Source organism: Streptomyces sp. NPDC006265 (assembly GCF_040613555.1).
Lineage (GTDB): Bacteria > Actinomycetota > Actinomycetes > Streptomycetales > Streptomycetaceae > Streptomyces.
Genome location: NZ_JBEXSH010000064.1, coordinates 1 through 18,878 on the forward strand (window position 1 = coordinate 1; position 18,878 = coordinate 18,878).

Here is an 18,878-nt window from a genome sequence, read left to right on the forward strand (position 1 = left end):
GCCACCTTCGTGACGCAGCTCGGTGAGTGGGCCGACGCGGACGGCGAGGGCCACGGCTGGTTCGAGCAGTACGCGGCGGCCGGCCCCGAGGCTCGGCGGTCCGAGCTGGACGCCGCCGCCCGCTCCGCCACCGAGGCGGTCGTGCGGCTGCGCGACTGGATGCGGGACGTGTACGCGCCGACGATCGAGGGCGCGCCGGACGTGGTGGGGCGCGAGCGGTACGCGCGCTGGGTGCGCTACTTCAACGGCACGGACCTCGACCTGGACGAGGCGTACGCCTACGGCTGGTCCGAGTACCACCGTCTCCTGGGCGAGATGAAGAGCGAGGCCGAGAAGATCCTTCCGGGCGCCGGTACGCCGTGGGAGGCGCTGGCCCACCTGGACGCGCAGGGCACGCACATCGAGGGCGTCGACGAGGTCCGCGACTGGCTGCAGAGCCTCATGGACGAGGCGATGGACGCGCTCGACGGCACGCACTTCGACCTGGCCGAGCGGGTGCGCCGGGTGGAGTCGCGCATCGCCCCTCCGGGCAGCGCCGCGGCCCCTTACTACACGCCGCCGTCGGACGACTTCTCCCGCCCGGGCTGCACCTGGCTGCCGACCATGGGCGAGACGCGCTTCCCGGTCTACGACCTGGTGTCGACCTGGTACCACGAGGGCGTGCCCGGCCACCACCTCCAGCTGGCCCAGTGGAAGCACGTGGCGGAGAACCTCTCCCGCTACCAGGCGAGCGTCGGCATGGTGAGCGCCAACGCCGAGGGCTGGGCGCTGTACGCGGAGCGGCTGATGGACGAACTGGGCTTCCTGACCGACCCGGAGCGACGACTCGGCTATCTGGACGCCCAGATGATGCGGGCCGTGCGCGTCATCATCGACATCGGCATGCACCTGGAGCTGACGATCCCGGACGACTCGCCCTTCCACCCCGGCGAGCGCTGGACGGCCGAGCTGGCGCAGGAGTTCTTCGGCTCGCACAGCAGCCGCCCGGCGGACTTCGTGGAGAGCGAGCTGACCCGCTACCTGTCCATGCCCGGCCAGGCCATCGGCTACAAGCTCGGCGAACGGGCCTGGCTGCTGGGCCGCGAGAACGCCCGCAAGCGGCACGGCGACGCCTTCGACCCCAAGGCCTGGCACATGGCGGCGCTGTCCCAGGGGTCGCTCGGTCTGGACGACCTGGTGGACGAGTTGTCGGCCCTGTGATCAGCGCCGGGATCCGCCCGCGGAGCTGATGACCTCTCCGGTGATCCAGCCCGCCTCGTAGGTCGCGAGCCAGGCGATGAGGCGGGCCGGGTCGTCGGGCATGCCCCACCGGCCCGACGTGAAGCGGGCGGCGACTGCGTCGTAGACCTCGCCGGTCAGGTAGTCGGTGTCCACCGGGCCCGGGTTCACGCTGTTGACCGTGATACCCGCTCGGTGAGCGTCGTCGGCACGGGGTCGCGACGCCGTTCCTCGGGGGCGAGGTGGGGAAGGCGGGGCACGGGTTCATCATGATCGGTACGGTCGGCCGGTGCACGCGGCTTTCCCCGGCCCCCGGGGCGTGCTGCCCTACCGCCGCGTGAGCAGCCGGAGCCGGACCAGGCCCATCCAGGTCTCCGGACCCGGCTGGGCCGTGGCCGCACGGACCGCGTACCTGCCCGGCTCCAGCAGCACCCGCACCTGGTCGGACCCCGAGGGGTCGGTGCCGGGCCAGGCGGCGTCGAAGAGCAGGGCCGCGCCCGGGACGTCCCAGTACACCTCCGGCCCCCAGTGCGCGGCTTCGACGGCCGACGGCACGCTCGCCAGCAGTTCCTCCGCCGAATCGCCGGCGCGCCAGCGGACGAACATGCCGTGGTCGGGCAGGTAGGCGGTCGCGGCGGGTTCATCACCGAGGACCAACGCGGTGGAGTCGCCGACCGGGAGGAGGCCGACATGGCCGTCCACCTCACAGGCCCGGTCGTAGTCCGAGGCCGTCTCCTCGCCGTCGGCGCCCGCCCAGAACGGCAGGACGGTCTCCGGTACCGCTATCAGCGGCCCGCCGCCCGACTCCACCCACTGCACAGCGCCCGGCTCTGCGTATCGCACCATGGCGCAAGAACCTACAGGGTCAACTCGCTTCAAGGGATCAGCGGTTCAGCAGCCGCAGTCACCGGCGCCCACGGGGTCCGTCAGGGATCGGGTTCGGCAAAGGCCGAGGGCTGCGGACAGCTCGCAGGTCTCACGGAGCCCCGCCTCGTCTCACCAAGGTCCAGGCGGGGCACCGGCCCGAGCAACTATGGACCGAGCGGGCAGGTGTCTCAGTGGTAGCCCCGGGGACCGTTGCTCGCGAGTGACCTGTGCGGCCGGGCCGCGGACCCCTTAGGGGTCCTTGTGGCGAGGTGCGGTGCCAGACCACGAGCCCCGGGCGCTCATAGTGCGAGAACCCTATGCGCAAGGGCCCCTTACAGGGGCGGGATCCGTCAGACCGCCGCCCCGGGATTCGGTGCCGGACTCGTGTCAGGGCGAAGATCACCTCAGCGCAGCCTGCCCGCCGCCCCCACACTACGGCCGTGTCGGTCGCACGCCGGCAGCGCGGCGGGACGCCGACCGGGGACCAGGCCACGCCGAAGGGGTCGAGGCCGGGAGCGGCGATCCTCCTCCTTGGTCGGGGACAGGCGGCATGGCCGGTCATGCGGCGGCGGTGCATCAGCTGCCGGCCGGTGCGAGGGGCCCAGCACGCGCCGGGGGGACGAGCGGCCCTGATGCCGTCTGCCTCCGCGAGGGCACACCGATTGCGCATCGCGCACTGCCACGCCGGAGAGCGGTTCCCGCATCGTGGCCAGGCCGCCCTCGTCGGTCGCCGCAGACATGAAGAACCGCCGATGGCTGACAGCCGGACGCCCCTGGTCAATGCACCCCGGAACAGCAGGTGCAGGCCGCACCCGACCAAATCCAGTCAGCGGCCCGGCTCGCGGGGGCTCTTCACCTCCGTTCCGTGAAACCGGTGTCGTGGGTCACGCGGAAGAAGCCCTGTCGCCGCCGTCCCGGGGACCAGCCACGTGCAAGGAGAACAAGGCGTGCGCCCCCTCCACCATGACCTTTACTTCCACATTGCCCGGCGAGTCACCGGCTATGAGCGGCACGTCCGTGGTGCCTGTCCCGTCCAAAACCGTCGTCACCCGGACGGGGGAGCCGCCGTGGAAGTCGGTCCCGGTTCCTTCGGGATCGTCGACGAAGAAGCTCACCATCCGGCCGCCGACGGGTTCGCCGTCGGCGACAGCCATGACGGCGAGAGGAGCGAACTCCGTCTGCGGCTCCACCTGTTGGCCATCACCCGTGACCAATGTCAACGCAACCATCTTCGATCTCCTCTGCCTTCGATGACGCCGCCTGTGTCGTAATTCGAGGCCTGCCGGCGGATAGGGCAAACGCCCAACTCCCGACAGCCACCGCCGACCCGGTGGTCACCGTCCTCGGGGACCTCGCAGTGGCATACGGCGCGCTCAGGGCACCTTTGATTCCTACGGCGTCCGCTACGCGCCACGGACACAGTGGCTCCACATGACGGGACCACTCACCGGCGTAACGCCCGGAGCCACTGCTTGACACGTTCGCCGGAAACAGTGAGTCGGCCGAGCCGCGATGCCTCGAATACGGGTGCGGAACCCCGCGAGGTGCCCAAGGCCCACAGCCCGGTCGGCCGACCGCTACAACTTCCACCCACAGGTCCCCTGCTCCGGCGGCGGTAAACGGACTTGGCGTCGAAAGACCCCGGTCAGCCCGACGGATCCCGGCCTGCTCGTCGTGCACGGGTCGAACGGCCGGCCCGCGGCTGCAGCCGAGCGAAGACGGACACGCTGTCAACGTGGCTGGAGTTCCCGCTGAATCTCCTCCAGCGACCGCTGCTTGGTCTCGGGCACCCGAGCGGCGAAGAACAGCAGAGCCGTCACCGCCAGGATGGCGTAGAGGAGGAAGGTGCCCGGCCTGGTGATGGCGCCGACGAGGGACAGGAAGCTCACCGAGATCGCAAAGTTCGCGGTCCAGTTGGCCACCGTGGACACGCTCATGCCCAGGCTGCGCAGCGACTGCGGGAAGATCTCACTGATCATCAGCCAGAACACCGGCCCGAGGCCGACGGCGAACCCGGCCATGTAGACCACCAGGGCGACCAGCGCCAGCCACGGCACCGCCTGCGCGACCGTGTCGGAGGCGAAGTAGACGGCGAGCGCGACCAGGGCACAGGTGAGGACCGCGGTACCGGTGAGCAGCAGCGGCCTGCGCCCTACCCGGTCGAGCAGCAGCACCGCGACGACGGTGAAGACCAGGTTCGTCAAGCCGACCGCCAGGGTCTGGCCGATGGCGGCGTCCGCCTTCAGACCGGTGTCCTCCAGGATGGTCGGGGCGTAGTACACCACCGTGTTGGTGCCGACGAACTGCTGGAAGACCGCCAAGGCGCAGCCGATGAGCAGCAGCGGCCGGATCTGGCGCCGGGTCAGGTCCCGCAGCCCGGCGCCACGGCTCTCCGTCACTCCGTGCCGGATGTCCTCCAGCTCCTGCTTCGCGTCACCGTCGGCGCCTTCACGCAACTGTTCCAGAACACGGCGGGCCTGATCGTCGCGCCCGTGCTCGACGAGCCAGCGCGGAGTCTTGGGCACGGTGAGCATACCGATGGCCAGGGCGGCTCCGGGAAGGGCGGCGACCCCCACCATCCAGCGCCAGTTGCCCGGCAGGTCACGGAAGAAGTAGTCGACGAGATAGGCGGTCAGGATGCCCGTGGTGATGGCCAGTTGGTTGAAGGAGGTCAGTCCGCCCCGGATCCGGGGCGGACTGACCTCGGAGATGTACATGGGGCTGACGAACGACGCCGTACCCACGGAGAAGCCGAGCAGGAGCCGGAAACCGATGAGCATTTCGCTGTTGACAGCGAACGCGCAGCCCAGGGCGCCCACGACGTAGACACAGCCAGAGACGATCTTGGTGTTGCGGCGGCCGAAGCGGTCGGCCGACCAGCCGCTCGCGACCGCCCCGACGATTGCACCGACCAGCAGCGCGGAAACGATGAACTCCTGTACCACCGGCCCCGCTTGCAGGTCCTTTTTGATGAACAGCAGTGCACCGGAGATGACGCCGGTGTCGTAGCCGAACAGAAAGCCACCGATCGCGGCGATCGCCGCGATGCGGGTGACGAGTCCGTTGGCGCGTACTTCATGCAGGAACCCGGACATCGACGATCAGACCTGCCCCTGGCTACCCGCGCCCATGCCTGCGGCCATCGAGGACTCCTTCCCAACGGTGAGTGCGGCGACTGCAGTTGAATCGCCGCACACCGACTGATCCACTGGCGAGCGGGGCTGGGCGGCCGCATGTCACGACCACCCGTGGCCCGGTCCGCTCAGCGGCGGTCAGCCTTCGAACCCACGGCCGACGTAGCAAGAGCCAGCACGATGGCCACCGCGCCGGTGACGACATTGCTCCAGACGGTCGACGTCGTGTCCACGGCACCGGCCACGACCCACGGAGCGATGACCGTCCAGATGCCCACTCCCAGCGCGGCCCAGCTCATGCCATGGGTGCGCTCGAAAGCCGATCCGAATCCGACCGCCAGCAGGGTGAAGGCGATACCGGCGATGAGGTTGTTCACCGTCAGTGTGGTGAGTCCGTTGAAGCCCACGATCCATGGCGAGGCCGCCAGGTACAGGCCGGTCAGCAGGCTCAGCCCTTCGACGGCCTGCGCCGCAGGAGTTGAGGCCGCTCGTTCCGAACGGGCACGCAGCGCCAGGATGTCCGGGTGTTCAGCAATGCCGGGTGACGTCTGAGACGTCATCACGGTCACCTCCTTCGTCGTGTCAGGTACAAGGGCCGGGTCTCCGGCCCCGCGTCGGCCAATCCTGAAGCGGGAAGTCTTTCTGCCCCTCGCCGCTCGCCGACTGCGGCCGACGCCCGTGCCGACCGCCCTGTTGCCCCCGCCGTCACCGCACGGCACGGGTCACCGGCGACAGCGGCTGACGCGGCACCTCGGCAGCCGACTGCTCGGCTGCCGAGGTGGTCCGCAGTGGTCCACCGGCAGGCCGCGGTCCATGCGGCAGCACGACGGCGGCATCAGTCGGGGGTGGGGCGCCGTGCATGACCGCTCGTGCGACCGCTGCGACCACCCCGCAACCGGCCCGTCCGATGAGTCCCCGACCTTCGGCACAAGCGGCGGGTGCCACGGAAGCGGTGATCCGCACCGATCAATCCGCGCACTGCCTCCGTGCCGCCTACAGCATCTCCGACGACGGCCGGGACGGGACTGGGTGCCGTCGTCCATCGCCCGCCCAGGCACGTCGACCGGCACCGTCTTCGATATCGGCCGGATCACCGTGCCGGTCGTGGAAGTCGGCCTGGATCGCGTACGAGTCGGTTTCGTCGCCGCTGTTGGTGACGGCGAGTTCCGCGAAGGCGCGGCCGTCGTCGATACCGGTCCTGCGTATGTCGGCGTCGCCGGTGGCCACATGCCGTCGCGGATCTCGCGGAGTTGCTGTTCAGCCTCCTCGGCGGCGGAAGCTACCGCGGAGCGGCATCCGAAGGTGTCTCGTCCTCAGCACACATGCGGCCCGCCTCTCAAATCGCTACGTCCCTCTGGTCTTCACCAACAGGGGCCCGGAGTCCTGTTCACTTCACGGCTATCCCGGCGTCACCCTGCTCGACTCCACCGGCGACCGCATCGGTGAACCCGCCGAGCGCCAAGGCCCCGACGCCCCGACCGTGACTCTGGAACCGGGCGGCAGCGCCTACGCCGCCCTCCACACCGTCGCCGACGGCGTGACGGACGAGCCCTGCCGGCCTCGCGCCGCACAGGTCCAGGCCTACCCACCGGGATCCACCTGGGCCCTGCGGACACCAGCGAACTCGTTCCGGCTCTGCGGTGGCGTCTTCGAGGTCAGTGCTGTCAAACCGGGCAGGCACCCCTGACCCGGAACCACATGGGCGGCTTCGACAGTTGCGCCCGGGCAGCGGGCTGCGCCCCGTGAACGTGGCCAACGGCAAGCTGCCGCCGGTCCTGCTGTTCCAGGCGACCGGCGACGCGGCCACGCCGTACGAGGGCGGTGTCACCGTGCACCGACTGCTGGCCCGCTCCAGCCTGGTGGTCGAGGAGGGCGGCGGCAACCACGGCATCACGCTGAGCGGCAACGCCTGCCTGGACCGGCACCTGGCCGCGTATCTGACGGACGGCACCGTGCCGCGCGGCTACGGCCAGGCGGACGCGGTGTGCGAGGCACTACCGGACCCGAAGCCCGCGGCGGCCGCGACGGCGTCGGCGAAGGCGGCGTCGGCACCGTCGAACGGCTCGGCGCTGCACGGCCTGATCGGCTTCCGCCACTGAGCGGCTGACGGGACGTCGGGACGGGGTATGTCAGTCCCGTGGTCCACCATGGACCCATGAGTGAGCTGACGAGGATCCCCGCCCCCGACGGCGTCGCCGCCGCGGTCCAGTACAGCCATGTCGTCCTCGGCACCGGCCGTTTCGTGGCGATCGCCGGTCAGCTCGCGCTCGATGAGCGCGGGCGGCTGGTCGGTGAGGGCGACCCGGCGGCGCAGGCGCGCCAGGTCTTCGAGAACCTCCGGCGCTGCCTGGCGGCCGCCGGCGCCACCTTCGACGACGTCGTCAAACTCACCTACTTCGTCACGGACATGGCCCATATGCCGGCCGTCCGCGCGGCCCGCGCCGAGCACATACCCGACGACCGGCTGCCGGCCGCTTCGGCGGTGCAGGTCGCCGCGCTGGTCCGGCCCGAGTTCCTGATCGAGGTCGAGGCGTTCGCGGTGGTCGCGCCATGAGGAGCCTGCGGATCCGGGAGATGACGCGGGCCGACTGCGACGGCGTCGCTAAGGTCCGCGTCGGCGGCTGGCGCAGCGCCTACCGGGGCCTGATGCCGCAGTCCTACCTGGACGGGCTCAGCGTCGAGGCGGACGCCGAGCTCCGTCGTGAGTACCTCGCGCAGGGCGACCCCGGAGTGGTGAACCTGGTCGCCGAGGGCACCGGCGGCGAGATCGTCGGCTGGGCGTGCCACGGCCCGTACCGGGACGGGGAAGTCGTCACCATGGACGCCGAGTTGTACGCCGTCTACGTGCACCCCGATCAGCTGGGACAGGGCGTGGGGCGAGGGCTGCTCACGGAGTCGGTCACGCGCTGCTCCGCCGCGGGCCACGGCCGTCTCCTGCTGTGGGTGCTCAAGGAGAACGACCGGGCCCGCCGCTTCTACGAACGGGCCGGCTTCCGGGCGGACGGCGCCGAGGAGCCGTTCGAGGTGGACGGGGTCGCGGTGCCCGAGGTGCGGTACACCAGGGCCCTCGCCCGCTGACGTCGCGGTACCCAGGCCCCTCGCCCGCTGACGTCGCGGCACCCCAGGCACCCTCCCCGCTGACGTCGTGGTACGGCGGCCCCCTCTCCCGCCGGCGTCACCTCTGCTTCGGGATCCGCCCCAGCGCCCGCACCGACGCCTCGGCCAGCGTCGGATGCGCGAGCGCCTCGTTCAGGACGGGCCTGGCCCGGGTGTCGCCCAGCGCGCCGAGCCCGTCCACGCAGGCCAGGGCGACGCGGCGGTACGGGTCGTGCGGGCGCAGGCGTCGCCGGAGCGTGGTGATCAGCGCGGGCACCGCCTCCGGCGCACGCAGCTCGACCAGGAGCCGCACCGGGTGCAGCGCGTAGGCGACGCGCAGTTCGTTGGTGGCCAGGGCGGCGGCCGCGCGGGCGGTGCGCGGGTCTCCCAGCCGGGCGAGGGCGTGGGCGGCGGAGGCGCAGCGCGGGGGGTCGCGGTGGTTGAGCAGCAGCACCAGGGCCTCGAAGGCCCGCGGGTCCTGTGCGAGCCCCAGCCGGAACGCGGCCAGTTCCCTCGCCCACAGGTGCTGCCCGGGTTCGGTCAGCACCGCCGCCAGGGCGTCGAGGTCGTCGGTCGCCACGAGCCGCTCGAACGCGGGCGGCGCCCCCGACTCCTGCCGTAAGCGCTCCGTGAGTGATCGCAACTCTTCGTCCATGACTCAGAGGTTAGGGGCGTGGCGAGCCGCGCGGGACGTACATCACAAACCCGGGGGCTGGCGCGCTCGTTACCCGCCGGTTAAGCTCAGACGAGCGAGTTACCCACTCGTATTTCCTCGCGGCGGTCTGGTGACGCGGCTGTCGCGAGAGCAGTCGGTTCGGTGCCTCAGGTACCGCAGTACGGCTCGGCCCCGGGACAGGGCCGGTCGGAACGGCCGTTCACCCCGGGCGTGTGCACGCCCGTGGCGCGGCACCGGGCGTGTGCGCTTCGCAGCCCGGCCAACACCCGCACTTCACCACGCACCCGGTGCGCCCGTGGTCCGGCCCCTGCCGGGCCGCCTCCGGCGCACCCGGAGCGCGTTCCCCGTCGTCACCCTCATCCTGGAGTCCCGCGATGGCCACTCCCCTGTCCGACCCGTCCCAGTCCCCGCTGCAGACCATCGCCGTCGTCGGCCTCGGCACGATGGGCACCGGCATCGCCGAGGTCCTCGCCAAGGCCGGCCGCACGGTCGTCGGCATCGACGTCAGCGAGACCCAGGCAGCGAAGTGCGTCGCCGCCCTGGAGGCCTCCACCGCCCGCGGCGTCGAGCGCGGGCGCCTGACCGAGCAGGAGCGCGCCGGGATCCTCGGCCGTGTCCGCACCTCCGCCGACCTGCGCACGGCGGCCGACGCCGACCTGGTCATCGAGGTGGCTCCGGAGTCGTACGAGATCAAGCACCAGATCTTCCGGGAGCTGGACGGGATCGTGCGCCCCGAGACGATCCTGGCGACCGGCACCAACGCCCTGTCCGTGACCCGCCTGGCCGCCGACTCCTCCCGCCCCGAGCGGGTGCTGGGCCTGCACTTCTTCAACCCGGCCCCGGCGATGCGGCTGGTGGAGGTCGTCTCCTCGGTGCTGACCGCGCCGGCGGCCGTCACCGCGGTCACCGACCTCGCGCTCGATCTGGGCAAGGAGCCGGTCGCGGTCGGCGACCGGCCCGGTTTCGTCGCGGACGGTCTGCTGTTCGGCTACCTCAACCAGGCCGCCGCGATGTACGAGGCGAAGTACGCCTCCCGCGAGGACATCGACGCCGCCATGCGGCTGGGCTGCGGACTGCCCATGGGCCCGCTGGCGCTGCTCGACCTGATCGGCGTCGACACCGCGCGCACGGTCCTGGAGGCCATGTACGCCTCCTCCCGCGACCGGCTGCACGCCCCGGCCCCGATCCTCAAGCAGCTGAGCGAGGCGGGCCTGACCGGCCGCAAGTCGGGGCGCGGCTTCTACACCTACGAGGCGCCGGGCAGCCCGGTCGTCGTGCGGGACGCGCTGACCCCGCTGGAGGGCGGCGACCTGGTTTCCGGCCGGGAGATCCGCTCGGTCGGTGTCGCGGGCTCGGGCACCATGGCCTCCGGCATCGCCGAAGTCTTCGCCAAGGGCGGATACGAGGTGGTCATCGCCGCCCGCACCGCGGAGAAGGCACAGGCCGCGAAGGCCCGGATCGGCAAGTCCCTGGCCCGCTCGGTCGACAAGGGCCGGATGACCGCGGAGGCGGCCGCCGAGACTCTGGACCGCATCACCGCCACGGGCACGTATGACGACTTCGCCGACGTCGACCTGGCCGTGGAGGCGGTCGCCGAGGACCTGGAGATCAAGCGGCAGCTGTTCGCGGCCCTGGACAAGGTCTGCAAGGCGGGCGCGATCCTGGCCACCACGACCTCGTCGCTGCCGGTCGTCGCCTGCGCCCGGGCCACCTCGCGCCCGCAGGACGTGATCGGTATGCACTTCTTCAACCCGGCGCCGGCCATGAAGCTGGTCGAGGTCGTCCGCACGGTGCTGACCGCCGACGACGTCCACGCGACGGTCCGCGAGGTGTGCGGGCGGATCAGGAAGCACCCGGTCGACTGCGGTGACCGGGCCGGCTTCATCGTGAACGCGCTGCTGTTCCCGTACCTGAACAACGCGATCAAGATGGTGGAGGAGCACTACGCGTCGCTCGACGACATCGACGCGGCGATGAAGCTGGGCGGCGGTTACCCGATGGGCCCGTTCGAGCTGCTGGACGTGGTCGGGCTGGACGTCTCGCTCGCCATCGAGAAGGTCCTGCACCGCGAGTTCCGCGACCCGGGGCTCGCTCCGGCGCCGCTGCTGGAGCACCTGGTGGCCGCGGGCTGCCTCGGCCGCAAGACCGGCCGTGGCTTCCGCGAATATGCCAAGCGCTGAGCGTCCCGGCGACTGGTTGCGGTCCGGCGCGGAGTGGGGCGGCCTGCTCGGCCCGGACCGGTTCCACCCGGCCGGCCGGGCCGCCCCTCCCCCGCCCCCCGGCGGCGGGGGAGAACCAGGGCATGCGCGGCGAGCTGCGCACATGCAGTACGTTCAGGGCATGCCCCAGCCCGCCAAATCCTCACGTACACCAGCCACGGCCGACGCGCCGGAGAGTGCCGCCGGCTCTCGCGCCGCCGCCCAGCGGCTCAAGATGCGCCGGGAACTGGCGGCCGCCGCGATGGAGCTGTTCGCGACCAAGGGGTACGAGGCGACCACCGTCGACGAGATCGCGGCCCAGGCCGGGGTCGCCCGCCGCACCTTCTTCCGCCACTTCCGCTCCAAGGAAGAGGCGATCTTCCCCGACCACGACGACACCCTGATCCGCGCCGAGGCGGTGCTCAACGCCGCGCCCGCGCACGAGCATCCGCTCGACACGGTGTGCCGCGGCATCAAGGAAGTCATGCGGATGTACGCGGCCCGGCCGGAGATCTCGGTCGCCCGCTACAAGCTGACACGCGAGGTGCCCACCCTGCGCGAGGCGGAGATCGCGTCGGTGGCCCGCTACGAGCGCCTCTTCACCCGCTATCTCCTCGGCCACTTCGACGAGCGCGCGCACGCCGACGACGCCAACGACGATCCGCTGCTGGCGGAGGTCGCCGCGTCCGCGGTCGTCACGGCCCACAACCACGTCCTGCGGCGCTGGCTGCGCGCGGGCGGCCAGGGGGACGTGGAGGCGCAGCTGGACCACGCCTTCGCGATCGTGCGCAAGACCTTCGGGTCGGGCATCGGGGCCGGGCGCTCCACCGAACCGCAGCCGGCCGCCGCCACGGCGTCGGCGCAGGGCGAGGTGCTGGTGACCGTCGCCCGCACCGACGCGCCGCTGGACGAGGTCATGCGGACGATCGAGCAGGCACTCAAGGAGCACTGAGCTCCCTTCCACGCGTGTGATGACGGCCACCCCTCGGGGTGGCCGTTTTGGCATGTCAGTGGCCGTTTTGCAAGCCCTCGGAGCGGCCGTTCGATCGATCATCGCTCATTTGTCACGTAAAGATTTCATCTGAGATCAAGTTCTGGCACTCAGTGCCTTGCGAGGTGACACGCGGTGTCATACGTTGAAGAGGTCCGGACGACGTCCCAGCAAGCTCACCCGCTTGCCCGCCCGGGCGCCTGCGTCACAGGCAACCTCCCGCGCCACCCAGCGCTGCCGATCAGCACCACCGCCGAACCGACGGCACACCCTCAACCCTCAGCAGCACCGACGTAACCATCGGCGCCCCTCCCTCAGGGCGCTCACCGCCGGAGGCAACACCGTGACCGTTAAGGACATCCTGGCCGCGATCCAGTCGCCCGACTCCACGTCGGAGGACTTCGCCGCCCTCCCGCTCCCCGAGTCGTACCGCGCGATCACCGTGCACAAGGACGAGACGGAGATGTTCGCGGGCCTCGAGACCCGCGACAAGGACCCCCGCAAGTCGATCCACCTGGACGAGGTGCCGCTGCCCGAGCTCGGCCCGGGCGAGGCGCTGGTGGCCGTGATGGCCTCGTCGGTCAACTACAACTCGGTGTGGACGTCGATCTTCGAGCCACTGTCCACCTTCGGGTTCCTGGAGCGCTACGGCCGGCTCAGCGAGCTCACCAAGCGCCACGACCTGCCGTACCACATCATCGGCTCCGACCTCGCGGGCGTCGTCCTGCGCACCGGCCCGGGCGTCAACGCCTGGCGGCCCGGTGACGAGGTCGTCGCGCACTGCCTGTCCGTCGAGCTGGAGTCCAGCGACGGCCACAACGACACGATGCTCGACCCCGAGCAGCGCATCTGGGGCTTCGAGACCAACTTCGGCGGCCTCGCCGAGATCGCCCTGGTCAAGTCCAACCAGCTGATGCCGAAGCCCGACCACCTGTCGTGGGAGGAGGCCGCCGCCCCCGGCCTGGTCAACTCCACCGCCTACCGGCAGCTGGTCTCCCGCAACGGCGCCGGCATGAAGCAGGGCGACAACGTCCTGATCTGGGGCGCCAGCGGCGGACTCGGCAGCTACGCCACCCAGTTCGCGCTGGCCGGCGGCGCCAACCCGATCTGTGTCGTCTCCAGCGAGCAGAAGGCGGACATCTGCCGCTCGATGGGCGCCGAGGCGATCATCGACCGCAGCGCCGAGGGCTACAAGTTCTGGAAGGACGAGACCACCCAGGACCCGAAGGAGTGGAAGCGCTTCGGCAAGCGCATCCGCGAGTTCACCGGCGGCGAGGACATCGACATCGTCTTCGAGCACCCCGGCCGCGAGACCTTCGGCGCGAGCGTCTACGTCACGCGCAAGGGCGGCACCATCACCACCTGCGCCTCGACGTCGGGCTACATGCACGAGTACGACAACCGCTACCTGTGGATGTCGCTGAAGCGGATCATCGGCTCGCACTTCGCCAACTACCGCGAGGCCTGGGAGGCCAACCGGCTCATCGCGAAGGGCAAGATCCACCCCACCCTGTCGAAGGTGTACTCCCTTCAGGACACCGGCCAGGCCGCCTACGACGTGCACCGCAACCTCCACCAGGGCAAGGTCGGCGTGCTGTGCATGGCCCCCGAGGAGGGCCTGGGCGTGCGCGACCAGGAGAAGCGCGCCAAGCACGTCGACGCCATCAACCGCTTCCGGAACATCTGAGGAGCGCTGGATGACTGAGCGTCAGCCCGCCGAAGGCAAGCGGGAGAAGGACCGGCCGTGGCTCATGCGGACCTACGCCGGTCACTCCACGGCCGAGGCGTCCAACGAGCTGTACCGGCGCAACCTCGCCAAGGGCCAGACGGGCCTGTCGGTGGCGTTCGACCTGCCGACACAGACCGGCTACGACTCCGACCACATCCTCGCCCGGGGCGAGGTCGGCCGGGTCGGCGTGCCGATCGCGCACGTCGGTGACATGCGCCGGCTGTTCCAGGACATCCCCCTGGAGCAGATGAACACCTCGATGACGATCAACGCCACCGCCATGTGGCTGCTGGCGCTCTACCAGGTCGTCGCCGAGGAGCAGGGCGCGGACATCACCAAGCTCCAGGGCACGACCCAGAACGACATCGTCAAGGAATACCTGTCCCGCGGGACGCACGTCTTCCCGCCGGGCCCCTCGCTCCGCCTGACGACGGACATGATCGCGTACACGGTCTCCCACATCCCGAAGTGGAACCCCATCAACATCTGCAGCTACCACCTGCAGGAGGCGGGCGCCACGCCGGTCCAGGAGATCGCGTACGCGATGTCCACCGCGATCGCGGTCCTCGACGCCGTGCGCGACTCCGGCCAGGTGCCGCAGGAGCGCATGGGCGATGTCGTGGCACGCATCTCGTTCTTCGTGAACGCGGGCGTCCGCTTCGTCGAGGAGATGTGCAAGATGCGGGCGTTCGGCCGCATCTGGGACCGCATCACCCGCGAGCGCTACGGCATCGACAACGCCAAGCAGCGCCGCTTCCGCTACGGCGTCCAGGTCAACTCCCTGGGCCTGACGGAGGCGCAGCCGGAGAACAACGTCCAGCGGATCGTGCTGGAGATGCTGGCCGTCACCCTCTCCAAGGACGCCCGCGCGCGTGCCGTGCAGCTCCCCGCCTGGAACGAGGCCCTCGGCCTGCCCCGCCCGTGGGACCAGCAGTGGTCGCTGCGCATCCAGCAGGTGCTGGCGTACGAGAGCGATCTGCTGGAGTACGAGGACATCTTCGAGGGCTCGAAGGTGATCGAGGCGAAGGTCGACCGGCTGGTCGAGGAGTCGTTCGCCGAGATCGACCGCATCCAGGAGATGGGCGGCGCGATGGCGGCCGTCGAGTCCGGTTACCTCAAGTCGCAGCTGGTCTCCTCGCACGCCGAGCGCCGGGGCCGGATCGAGTCCGGCCAGGAGAAGATCATCGGCGTCAACATCTTCGAGGGCACCGAGCCGAATCCGCTGACCGCCGATCTGGACACCGCGATCCAGACGGTGGACCCGGCGGTCGAGGCCCGGGTCATCACCGGGCTCCAGCAGTGGCGCGACAGCCGCTACCAGCCGCCCTTCAACCACCCGCGGCCCTGCAAGGCCCTGGAGCGGCTGAAGGAGGCCGCGCGCGGCGACGAGAACCTCATGGAAGCCACCCTGGAGTGCGCACGCGCCGGGGCGACGACCGGCGAGTGGGCCGGGGCTCTGCGCGAGGTGTTCGGCGAGTTCCGGGCGCCCACGGGCGTCTCCTCGGCGCCGGTGGCCGTTCCGGTCGAGGAGGGCAGCGCGCTGGCCGTGGTCCGCCGGAAGGTCGACCTCACGGCCAAGGACCTGAACGTGGGCAAGCTGCGCTTCCTGGTCGGCAAGCCGGGCCTGGACGGGCACTCCAACGGCGCCGAGCAGATCGCGGTGCGTGCGCGGGACGCCGGCTTCGAGGTGGTCTACCAGGGCATCCGGCTGACGCCCGAGCAGATCGTGGACGCGGCCCTCGCCGAGGACGTGCACGCGGTGGGCCTGTCCATCCTGTCCGGCTCGCACGCCCAGCTGGTGCCGGACGTCCTCGAACGGCTGCGTGTGGCCGGTGCCACAGATATACCCGTGATCGCCGGTGGCATCATCCCGAATGGTGACGCCGAGCAGCTCAGGGCAGCCGGAGTGGCCGCGGTCTTCACCCCGAAGGACTTCGACATCACCGGAATCATCGGCCGCATCGTCGACGAGATCCGGAAAGCGAACAAGCTCGACCCCCTGGAGGTCCCCGCATGACCACGGTCAACCGCCTTCGCCCCCGGCGTTCCTGCCTGGCGGTACCGGGCTCGAACCCGCGTTTCCTGGAGAAGGCCCAGGGCCTCCCGGCCGACCAGGTCTTCCTCGACCTGGAGGACGCGTGCGCGCCGCTCGCCAAGCCCGAGGCGCGGCACACCATCGTCAAGTTCCTCAACGAGGGCGACTGGACGGGCAAGACGCGGGTCGTGCGCGTCAACGACTGGACGACCGAGTGGACGTACCGCGATGTCGTCACGGTCGTCGAGGGCGCCGGCCAGAACCTGGACTGCATCATGCTGCCGAAGGTGCAGACGGCCCAGCAGGTCGTCGCCCTGGACCTGCTGCTGACGCAGATCGAGAAGACGATGGGCTTCGAGGTCGGCAAGATCGGCATCGAGGCGCAGATCGAGAACGCCCAGGGCCTGAACAACGTCAACGAGATCGCGCAGGCCTCGCCGCGCGTCGAGACGATCATCTTCGGCCCGGCCGACTTCATGGCGTCCATCAACATGAAGTCGCTGGTCGTGGGCGAGCAGCCGCCCGGCTACCCGGCGGACGCCTACCACTACATCCTGATGAAGATCCTGATGGCCGCCCGCGCCAACAACCTCCAGGCGATCGACGGCCCCTACCTCCAGATCCGCAACATCGACGGCTACCGCGAGGTCGCCCAGCGGGCCGCGGCCCTCGGCTTCGACGGCAAATGGGTGCTGCACCCGGGCCAGGTCGAGGCGTCCAACGAGATCTTCTCGCCGTCGCAGGAGGACTACGACCACGCCGAGCTGATCCTGGACGCGTACGACTACTACACCTCCGAGGCGGGCGGCAAGAAGGGCTCGGCGATGCTCGGCGACGAGATGATCGACGAGGCCAGCCGCAAGATGGCGCTGGTCATCTCCGGCAAGGGCCGCGCGGCGGGCATGCAGCGCACCAGCAAGTTCGAGATCCCCACCGACTAGAGAGGCGCTGAGCGCGATGCAGTTCGGGCGCACCTACGAGGAGTTCGAGGTCGGGGCGACGTACAAGCACTGGCCGGGAAAGACCGTCACCGAGTACGACGACCACCTGTTCTGTCTCCTCACCATGAACCACCACCCGCTCCACATGGACACGAACTATGCGGAGAAGACGACGGACTTCGGCAAGAACGTCGTCGTGGGCAACTACATCTACTCGCTGCTGCTCGGCATGTCCGTGCCGGACATCTCCGGCAAGGCGATCGCCAACCTGGAGATCGAGTCGCTGAAGCACGTGGCGCCGACCTTCCACGGCGACACGGTCTACGGCCAGACGACCGTGCTCGACAAGTGGCCGTCGAAGTCCAAGAACGACCGCGGAATCGTTTACGTCGAGACCAAGGGCTACAAGCAGGACGGCACGCTCGTCTGCGTGTTCCGCCGCAAGGTGATGGTGCCGACCGAGACGTACATCAAGGAGCGCGGCGGCGAGCAGCCCGGCCGCCCCGAGCTCAGGGAGCAGGAGAAGTAGCCATGGCGCGACTCGCCCAGACCGCCGGTCTGACGGACATCCAGCAGGAGATCCTGTCCACCGTCCGGGACTTCGTGGACAAGGAGATCATTCCGGTCGCCACGGAGCTGGAGCACCGCGACGAGTACCCGCAAGCGATCGTCGACGGGCTGAAGGAGCTGGGCCTGTTCGGCCTGATGATCCCCGAGGAGTACGGGGGCCTGGGCGAGTCGCTCCTGACCTACGCGCTGTGCGTGGAGGAGATCGCCCGTGGGTGGATGTCGGTGTCCGGCATCATCAACACCCACTTCATCGTGGCGTACATGCTCAAGCAGCACGGCACGCAGGAGCAGAGGGACCACTTCCTGCCGAGGATGGCGGCCGGCGACATCCGGGGCGCGTTCTCGATGTCGGAGCCGGGCCTGGGCTCGGACGTCTCGGCGATCGCGTCGAAGGCGGTGAAGGACGGCGAGGAGTACGTCCTCAACGGCCAGAAGATGTGGCTGACGAACGGCGGAACGTCGTCTCTGGTGGCCGTTCTGGTCAGAAGTGACGAAGGTCACCCCGAGGGCACCGCGCCCCACAAGTCGATGACGACCTTCCTCGTGGAGAAGGAGCCCGGATTCGGCGAGGTGCGTCCCGGCCTCACGATCCCCGGCAAGATCGACAAGATGGGCTACAAGGGGGTCGACACCACCGAGCTCATCATGGATGGCCTGCGGATTCCCGCCGATCGCGTGCTCGGGGGGGTCACCGGCCGCGGCTTCTACCAGATGATGGATGGCGTCGAGGTCGGCCGCGTCAACGTGGCGGCGCGTGGCTGCGGCGTCGCGCAGCGTGCGTTCGAACTGGGCGTCCGGTACGCGCAGCAGCGCCACACCTTCGGGAAGGCGATCGCCCAGCACCAGGCGATCCAGTTCAAGCTGGCCGAGATGGCTACCAAGGTCGAGGCCGCCCATGCGATGATGGTGAACGCAGCACGCAAAAAGGACTCCGGGGAGCGAAACGACCTCGAGGCCGGGATGGCGAAGTACCTCGCCTCCGAGTACTGCAAGGAGGTCGTCGAAGACGCCTTCCGGATCCACGGCGGCTACGGCTTCTCCAAGGAGTACGAGATCGAGCGCCTCTATCGTGAGGCTCCGATGCTGCTCATCGGTGAAGGTACCGCCGAGATCCAGAAAATGATCATCGGCAGGCGGCTGCTCGAAGAGTATCGATTCCAGGGCTAGATGTCCGGATACGGGGTGTTTTCTTGGAGAAGAAGATCACACCCCGTCAACACTCTTCTGCCGCCGACTCGGCTGCCTGGCTTACCCAGTTACGGCTCCGAGCCGCTACGATCGCCGGAAAGCCGCCGTCCCCCGTCAGAGTGCGGCATCATCCGCTACGAAGGTCATCCATGCCCCACAGCCAAACCTCTGCACCACGCGACAGCCGGGCCGGCGTACGCCTCGCGCGCGGAGCATCGCCGTGGCTCCTTCCTAC

The 18,878-nt window shown here is 69.9% G+C and carries 17 protein-coding genes and 3 pseudogenes; 13 read left to right on the forward strand and 7 right to left on the reverse strand.

Features of this window, described 5'->3' with window-relative positions:
• Positions 1–1,200, forward strand: a 1,200-nt coding sequence (locus tag ABZ281_RS08455) for a DUF885 domain-containing protein (RefSeq protein WP_356653391.1), incomplete at its 5' end; no start/stop codon positions are given.
• Here the strand turns inward: ABZ281_RS08455 and ABZ281_RS08460 are convergent.
• The 6 genes and pseudogenes from ABZ281_RS08460 to ABZ281_RS08485 form a co-directional block, all read right to left on the reverse strand.
• Positions 1,201–1,425 (reverse strand): annotated as a pseudogene (locus ABZ281_RS08460) (SDR family oxidoreductase); the annotation flags it as partial.
• Positions 1,426–1,545: 120 nt separating this feature from the next.
• Entirely contained in the window at positions 1,546–2,064 is a 519-nt protein-coding gene (locus ABZ281_RS08465; RefSeq protein ID WP_356653393.1) for an immunity 21 family protein, read from the reverse strand.
• A gap of 905 nt (positions 2,065–2,969) precedes the next feature.
• Complete coding sequence (locus ABZ281_RS08470) at positions 2,970–3,239, reverse strand: hypothetical protein (RefSeq protein WP_356653395.1); 270 nt, start codon at positions 3,237–3,239, stop codon at positions 2,970–2,972.
• A 576-nt stretch (positions 3,240–3,815) separates the two neighbouring features.
• Complete coding sequence (locus tag ABZ281_RS08475) at positions 3,816–5,180, reverse strand: sugar porter family MFS transporter (RefSeq protein ID WP_356653397.1); 1,365 nt, start codon at positions 5,178–5,180, stop codon at positions 3,816–3,818.
• A 167-nt stretch (positions 5,181–5,347) separates the two neighbouring features.
• Positions 5,348–5,779, reverse strand: coding sequence for an SPW repeat protein (locus tag ABZ281_RS08480; protein ID WP_356653399.1), 432 nt, complete (start codon positions 5,777–5,779; stop codon positions 5,348–5,350).
• Positions 5,780–6,212: 433 nt separating this feature from the next.
• On the reverse strand, positions 6,213–6,446 hold the full coding sequence (locus ABZ281_RS08485) for a hypothetical protein (RefSeq protein WP_356653401.1): 234 nt from the start codon (positions 6,444–6,446) through the stop codon (positions 6,213–6,215).
• Here ABZ281_RS08485 and ABZ281_RS08490 point away from each other — a divergent pair.
• The 4 genes and pseudogenes from ABZ281_RS08490 to ABZ281_RS08505 all read left to right on the forward strand — a co-directional run bounded on the left by ABZ281_RS08490 (position 6,424) and on the right by ABZ281_RS08505 (position 8,297).
• On the forward strand, positions 6,424–6,906 hold the full coding sequence (locus ABZ281_RS08490) for a DUF4232 domain-containing protein (protein WP_356653403.1): 483 nt from the start codon (positions 6,424–6,426) through the stop codon (positions 6,904–6,906). The genes ABZ281_RS08485 and ABZ281_RS08490 overlap by 23 nt on opposite strands.
• Positions 6,907–6,952: 46 nt before the next feature.
• Positions 6,953–7,318 (forward strand): annotated as a pseudogene (locus ABZ281_RS08495) (alpha/beta hydrolase); the annotation flags it as partial.
• Between the two features lie 56 nt (positions 7,319–7,374).
• Complete coding sequence (locus ABZ281_RS08500) at positions 7,375–7,773, forward strand: RidA family protein (protein WP_356653405.1); 399 nt, start codon at positions 7,375–7,377, stop codon at positions 7,771–7,773.
• Positions 7,770–8,297: a GNAT family N-acetyltransferase gene (locus tag ABZ281_RS08505; RefSeq protein ID WP_356653407.1), complete on the forward strand. Its 528-nt coding sequence runs from the start codon at positions 7,770–7,772 to the stop codon at positions 8,295–8,297. The genes ABZ281_RS08500 and ABZ281_RS08505 overlap by 4 nt, the downstream gene beginning before the upstream one ends.
• A gap of 97 nt (positions 8,298–8,394) precedes the next feature.
• Here the strand turns inward: ABZ281_RS08505 and ABZ281_RS08510 are convergent, their stop codons facing one another.
• Positions 8,395–8,970, reverse strand: a complete 576-nt coding sequence (locus ABZ281_RS08510) for an adenylosuccinate lyase (RefSeq protein WP_356653409.1) — start codon at positions 8,968–8,970, stop codon at positions 8,395–8,397.
• A gap of 395 nt (positions 8,971–9,365) precedes the next feature.
• Here ABZ281_RS08510 and ABZ281_RS08515 point away from each other — a divergent pair, with 395 nt between their 5' ends.
• The 8 genes and pseudogenes from ABZ281_RS08515 to ABZ281_RS08550 all read left to right on the forward strand — a co-directional run.
• Entirely contained in the window at positions 9,366–11,171 is a 1,806-nt protein-coding gene (locus ABZ281_RS08515; RefSeq protein WP_356653411.1) for a 3-hydroxybutyryl-CoA dehydrogenase, read from the forward strand.
• Between the two features lie 142 nt (positions 11,172–11,313).
• A complete protein-coding gene (locus ABZ281_RS08520; RefSeq protein WP_356653413.1) occupies positions 11,314–12,141 on the forward strand; it encodes a TetR family transcriptional regulator in 828 nt (275 codons plus the stop codon).
• A 382-nt stretch (positions 12,142–12,523) separates the two neighbouring features.
• A complete protein-coding gene (gene ccrA / locus ABZ281_RS08525) occupies positions 12,524–13,867 on the forward strand; it encodes a crotonyl-CoA carboxylase/reductase (protein WP_356653415.1) in 1,344 nt (447 codons plus the stop codon).
• A gap of 10 nt (positions 13,868–13,877) precedes the next feature.
• Positions 13,878–15,926: a protein meaA gene (locus tag ABZ281_RS08530; RefSeq protein WP_356653417.1), complete on the forward strand. Its 2,049-nt coding sequence runs from the start codon at positions 13,878–13,880 to the stop codon at positions 15,924–15,926.
• Complete coding sequence (locus ABZ281_RS08535; protein ID WP_329325895.1) at positions 15,923–16,885, forward strand: CoA ester lyase; 963 nt, start codon at positions 15,923–15,925, stop codon at positions 16,883–16,885. The genes ABZ281_RS08530 and ABZ281_RS08535 overlap by 4 nt, the downstream gene beginning before the upstream one ends.
• 16 nt (positions 16,886–16,901) lie before the next feature.
• Positions 16,902–17,414 (forward strand): MaoC family dehydratase, encoded by a 513-nt coding sequence (locus ABZ281_RS08540; protein WP_062930087.1) that lies wholly within the window; start codon positions 16,902–16,904, stop codon positions 17,412–17,414.
• A gap of 2 nt (positions 17,415–17,416) precedes the next feature.
• The gene (locus tag ABZ281_RS08545; protein WP_356653420.1) at positions 17,417–18,622 is read left to right on the forward strand and encodes an acyl-CoA dehydrogenase family protein; all 1,206 of its coding nucleotides are present in this window, start codon (positions 17,417–17,419) and stop codon (positions 18,620–18,622) included.
• 170 nt (positions 18,623–18,792) lie between these two features.
• Positions 18,793–18,878, forward strand: a pseudogene (locus tag ABZ281_RS08550) (phosphatidylserine decarboxylase family protein); the annotation flags it as partial.

Bases quoted from the DNA above. Each gene is read 5' to 3' on its own strand.
- ABZ281_RS08500 (WP_356653405.1), top strand. From the start codon at position 7,375: ATGAGTGAGCTGACGAGGATCCCCGCCCCCGACGGCGTCGCCGCCGCG.
- ABZ281_RS08490 (WP_356653403.1), top strand. From the start codon at position 6,424: ATGTCGGCGTCGCCGGTGGCCACATGCCGTCGCGGATCTCGCGGAGTT.
- ABZ281_RS08475 (WP_356653397.1), bottom strand. From the start codon at position 5,180: ATGTCCGGGTTCCTGCATGAAGTACGCGCCAACGGACTCGTCACCCGC.
- ABZ281_RS08520 (WP_356653413.1), top strand. From the start codon at position 11,314: ATGCAGTACGTTCAGGGCATGCCCCAGCCCGCCAAATCCTCACGTACA.
- ABZ281_RS08470 (WP_356653395.1), bottom strand. From the start codon at position 3,239: ATGGCTGTCGCCGACGGCGAACCCGTCGGCGGCCGGATGGTGAGCTTC.
- ABZ281_RS08530 (WP_356653417.1), top strand. From the start codon at position 13,878: ATGACTGAGCGTCAGCCCGCCGAAGGCAAGCGGGAGAAGGACCGGCCG.
- ABZ281_RS08540 (WP_062930087.1), top strand. From the start codon at position 16,902: ATGCAGTTCGGGCGCACCTACGAGGAGTTCGAGGTCGGGGCGACGTAC.
- ABZ281_RS08535 (WP_329325895.1), top strand. From the start codon at position 15,923: ATGACCACGGTCAACCGCCTTCGCCCCCGGCGTTCCTGCCTGGCGGTA.
- ABZ281_RS08480 (WP_356653399.1), bottom strand. From the start codon at position 5,779: ATGACGTCTCAGACGTCACCCGGCATTGCTGAACACCCGGACATCCTG.
- ABZ281_RS08545 (WP_356653420.1), top strand. From the start codon at position 17,417: ATGGCGCGACTCGCCCAGACCGCCGGTCTGACGGACATCCAGCAGGAG.
- ABZ281_RS08465 (WP_356653393.1), bottom strand. From the start codon at position 2,064: ATGGTGCGATACGCAGAGCCGGGCGCTGTGCAGTGGGTGGAGTCGGGC.
- ABZ281_RS08515 (WP_356653411.1), top strand. From the start codon at position 9,366: ATGGCCACTCCCCTGTCCGACCCGTCCCAGTCCCCGCTGCAGACCATC.
- ABZ281_RS08510 (WP_356653409.1), bottom strand. From the start codon at position 8,970: ATGGACGAAGAGTTGCGATCACTCACGGAGCGCTTACGGCAGGAGTCG.
- ABZ281_RS08505 (WP_356653407.1), top strand. From the start codon at position 7,770: ATGAGGAGCCTGCGGATCCGGGAGATGACGCGGGCCGACTGCGACGGC.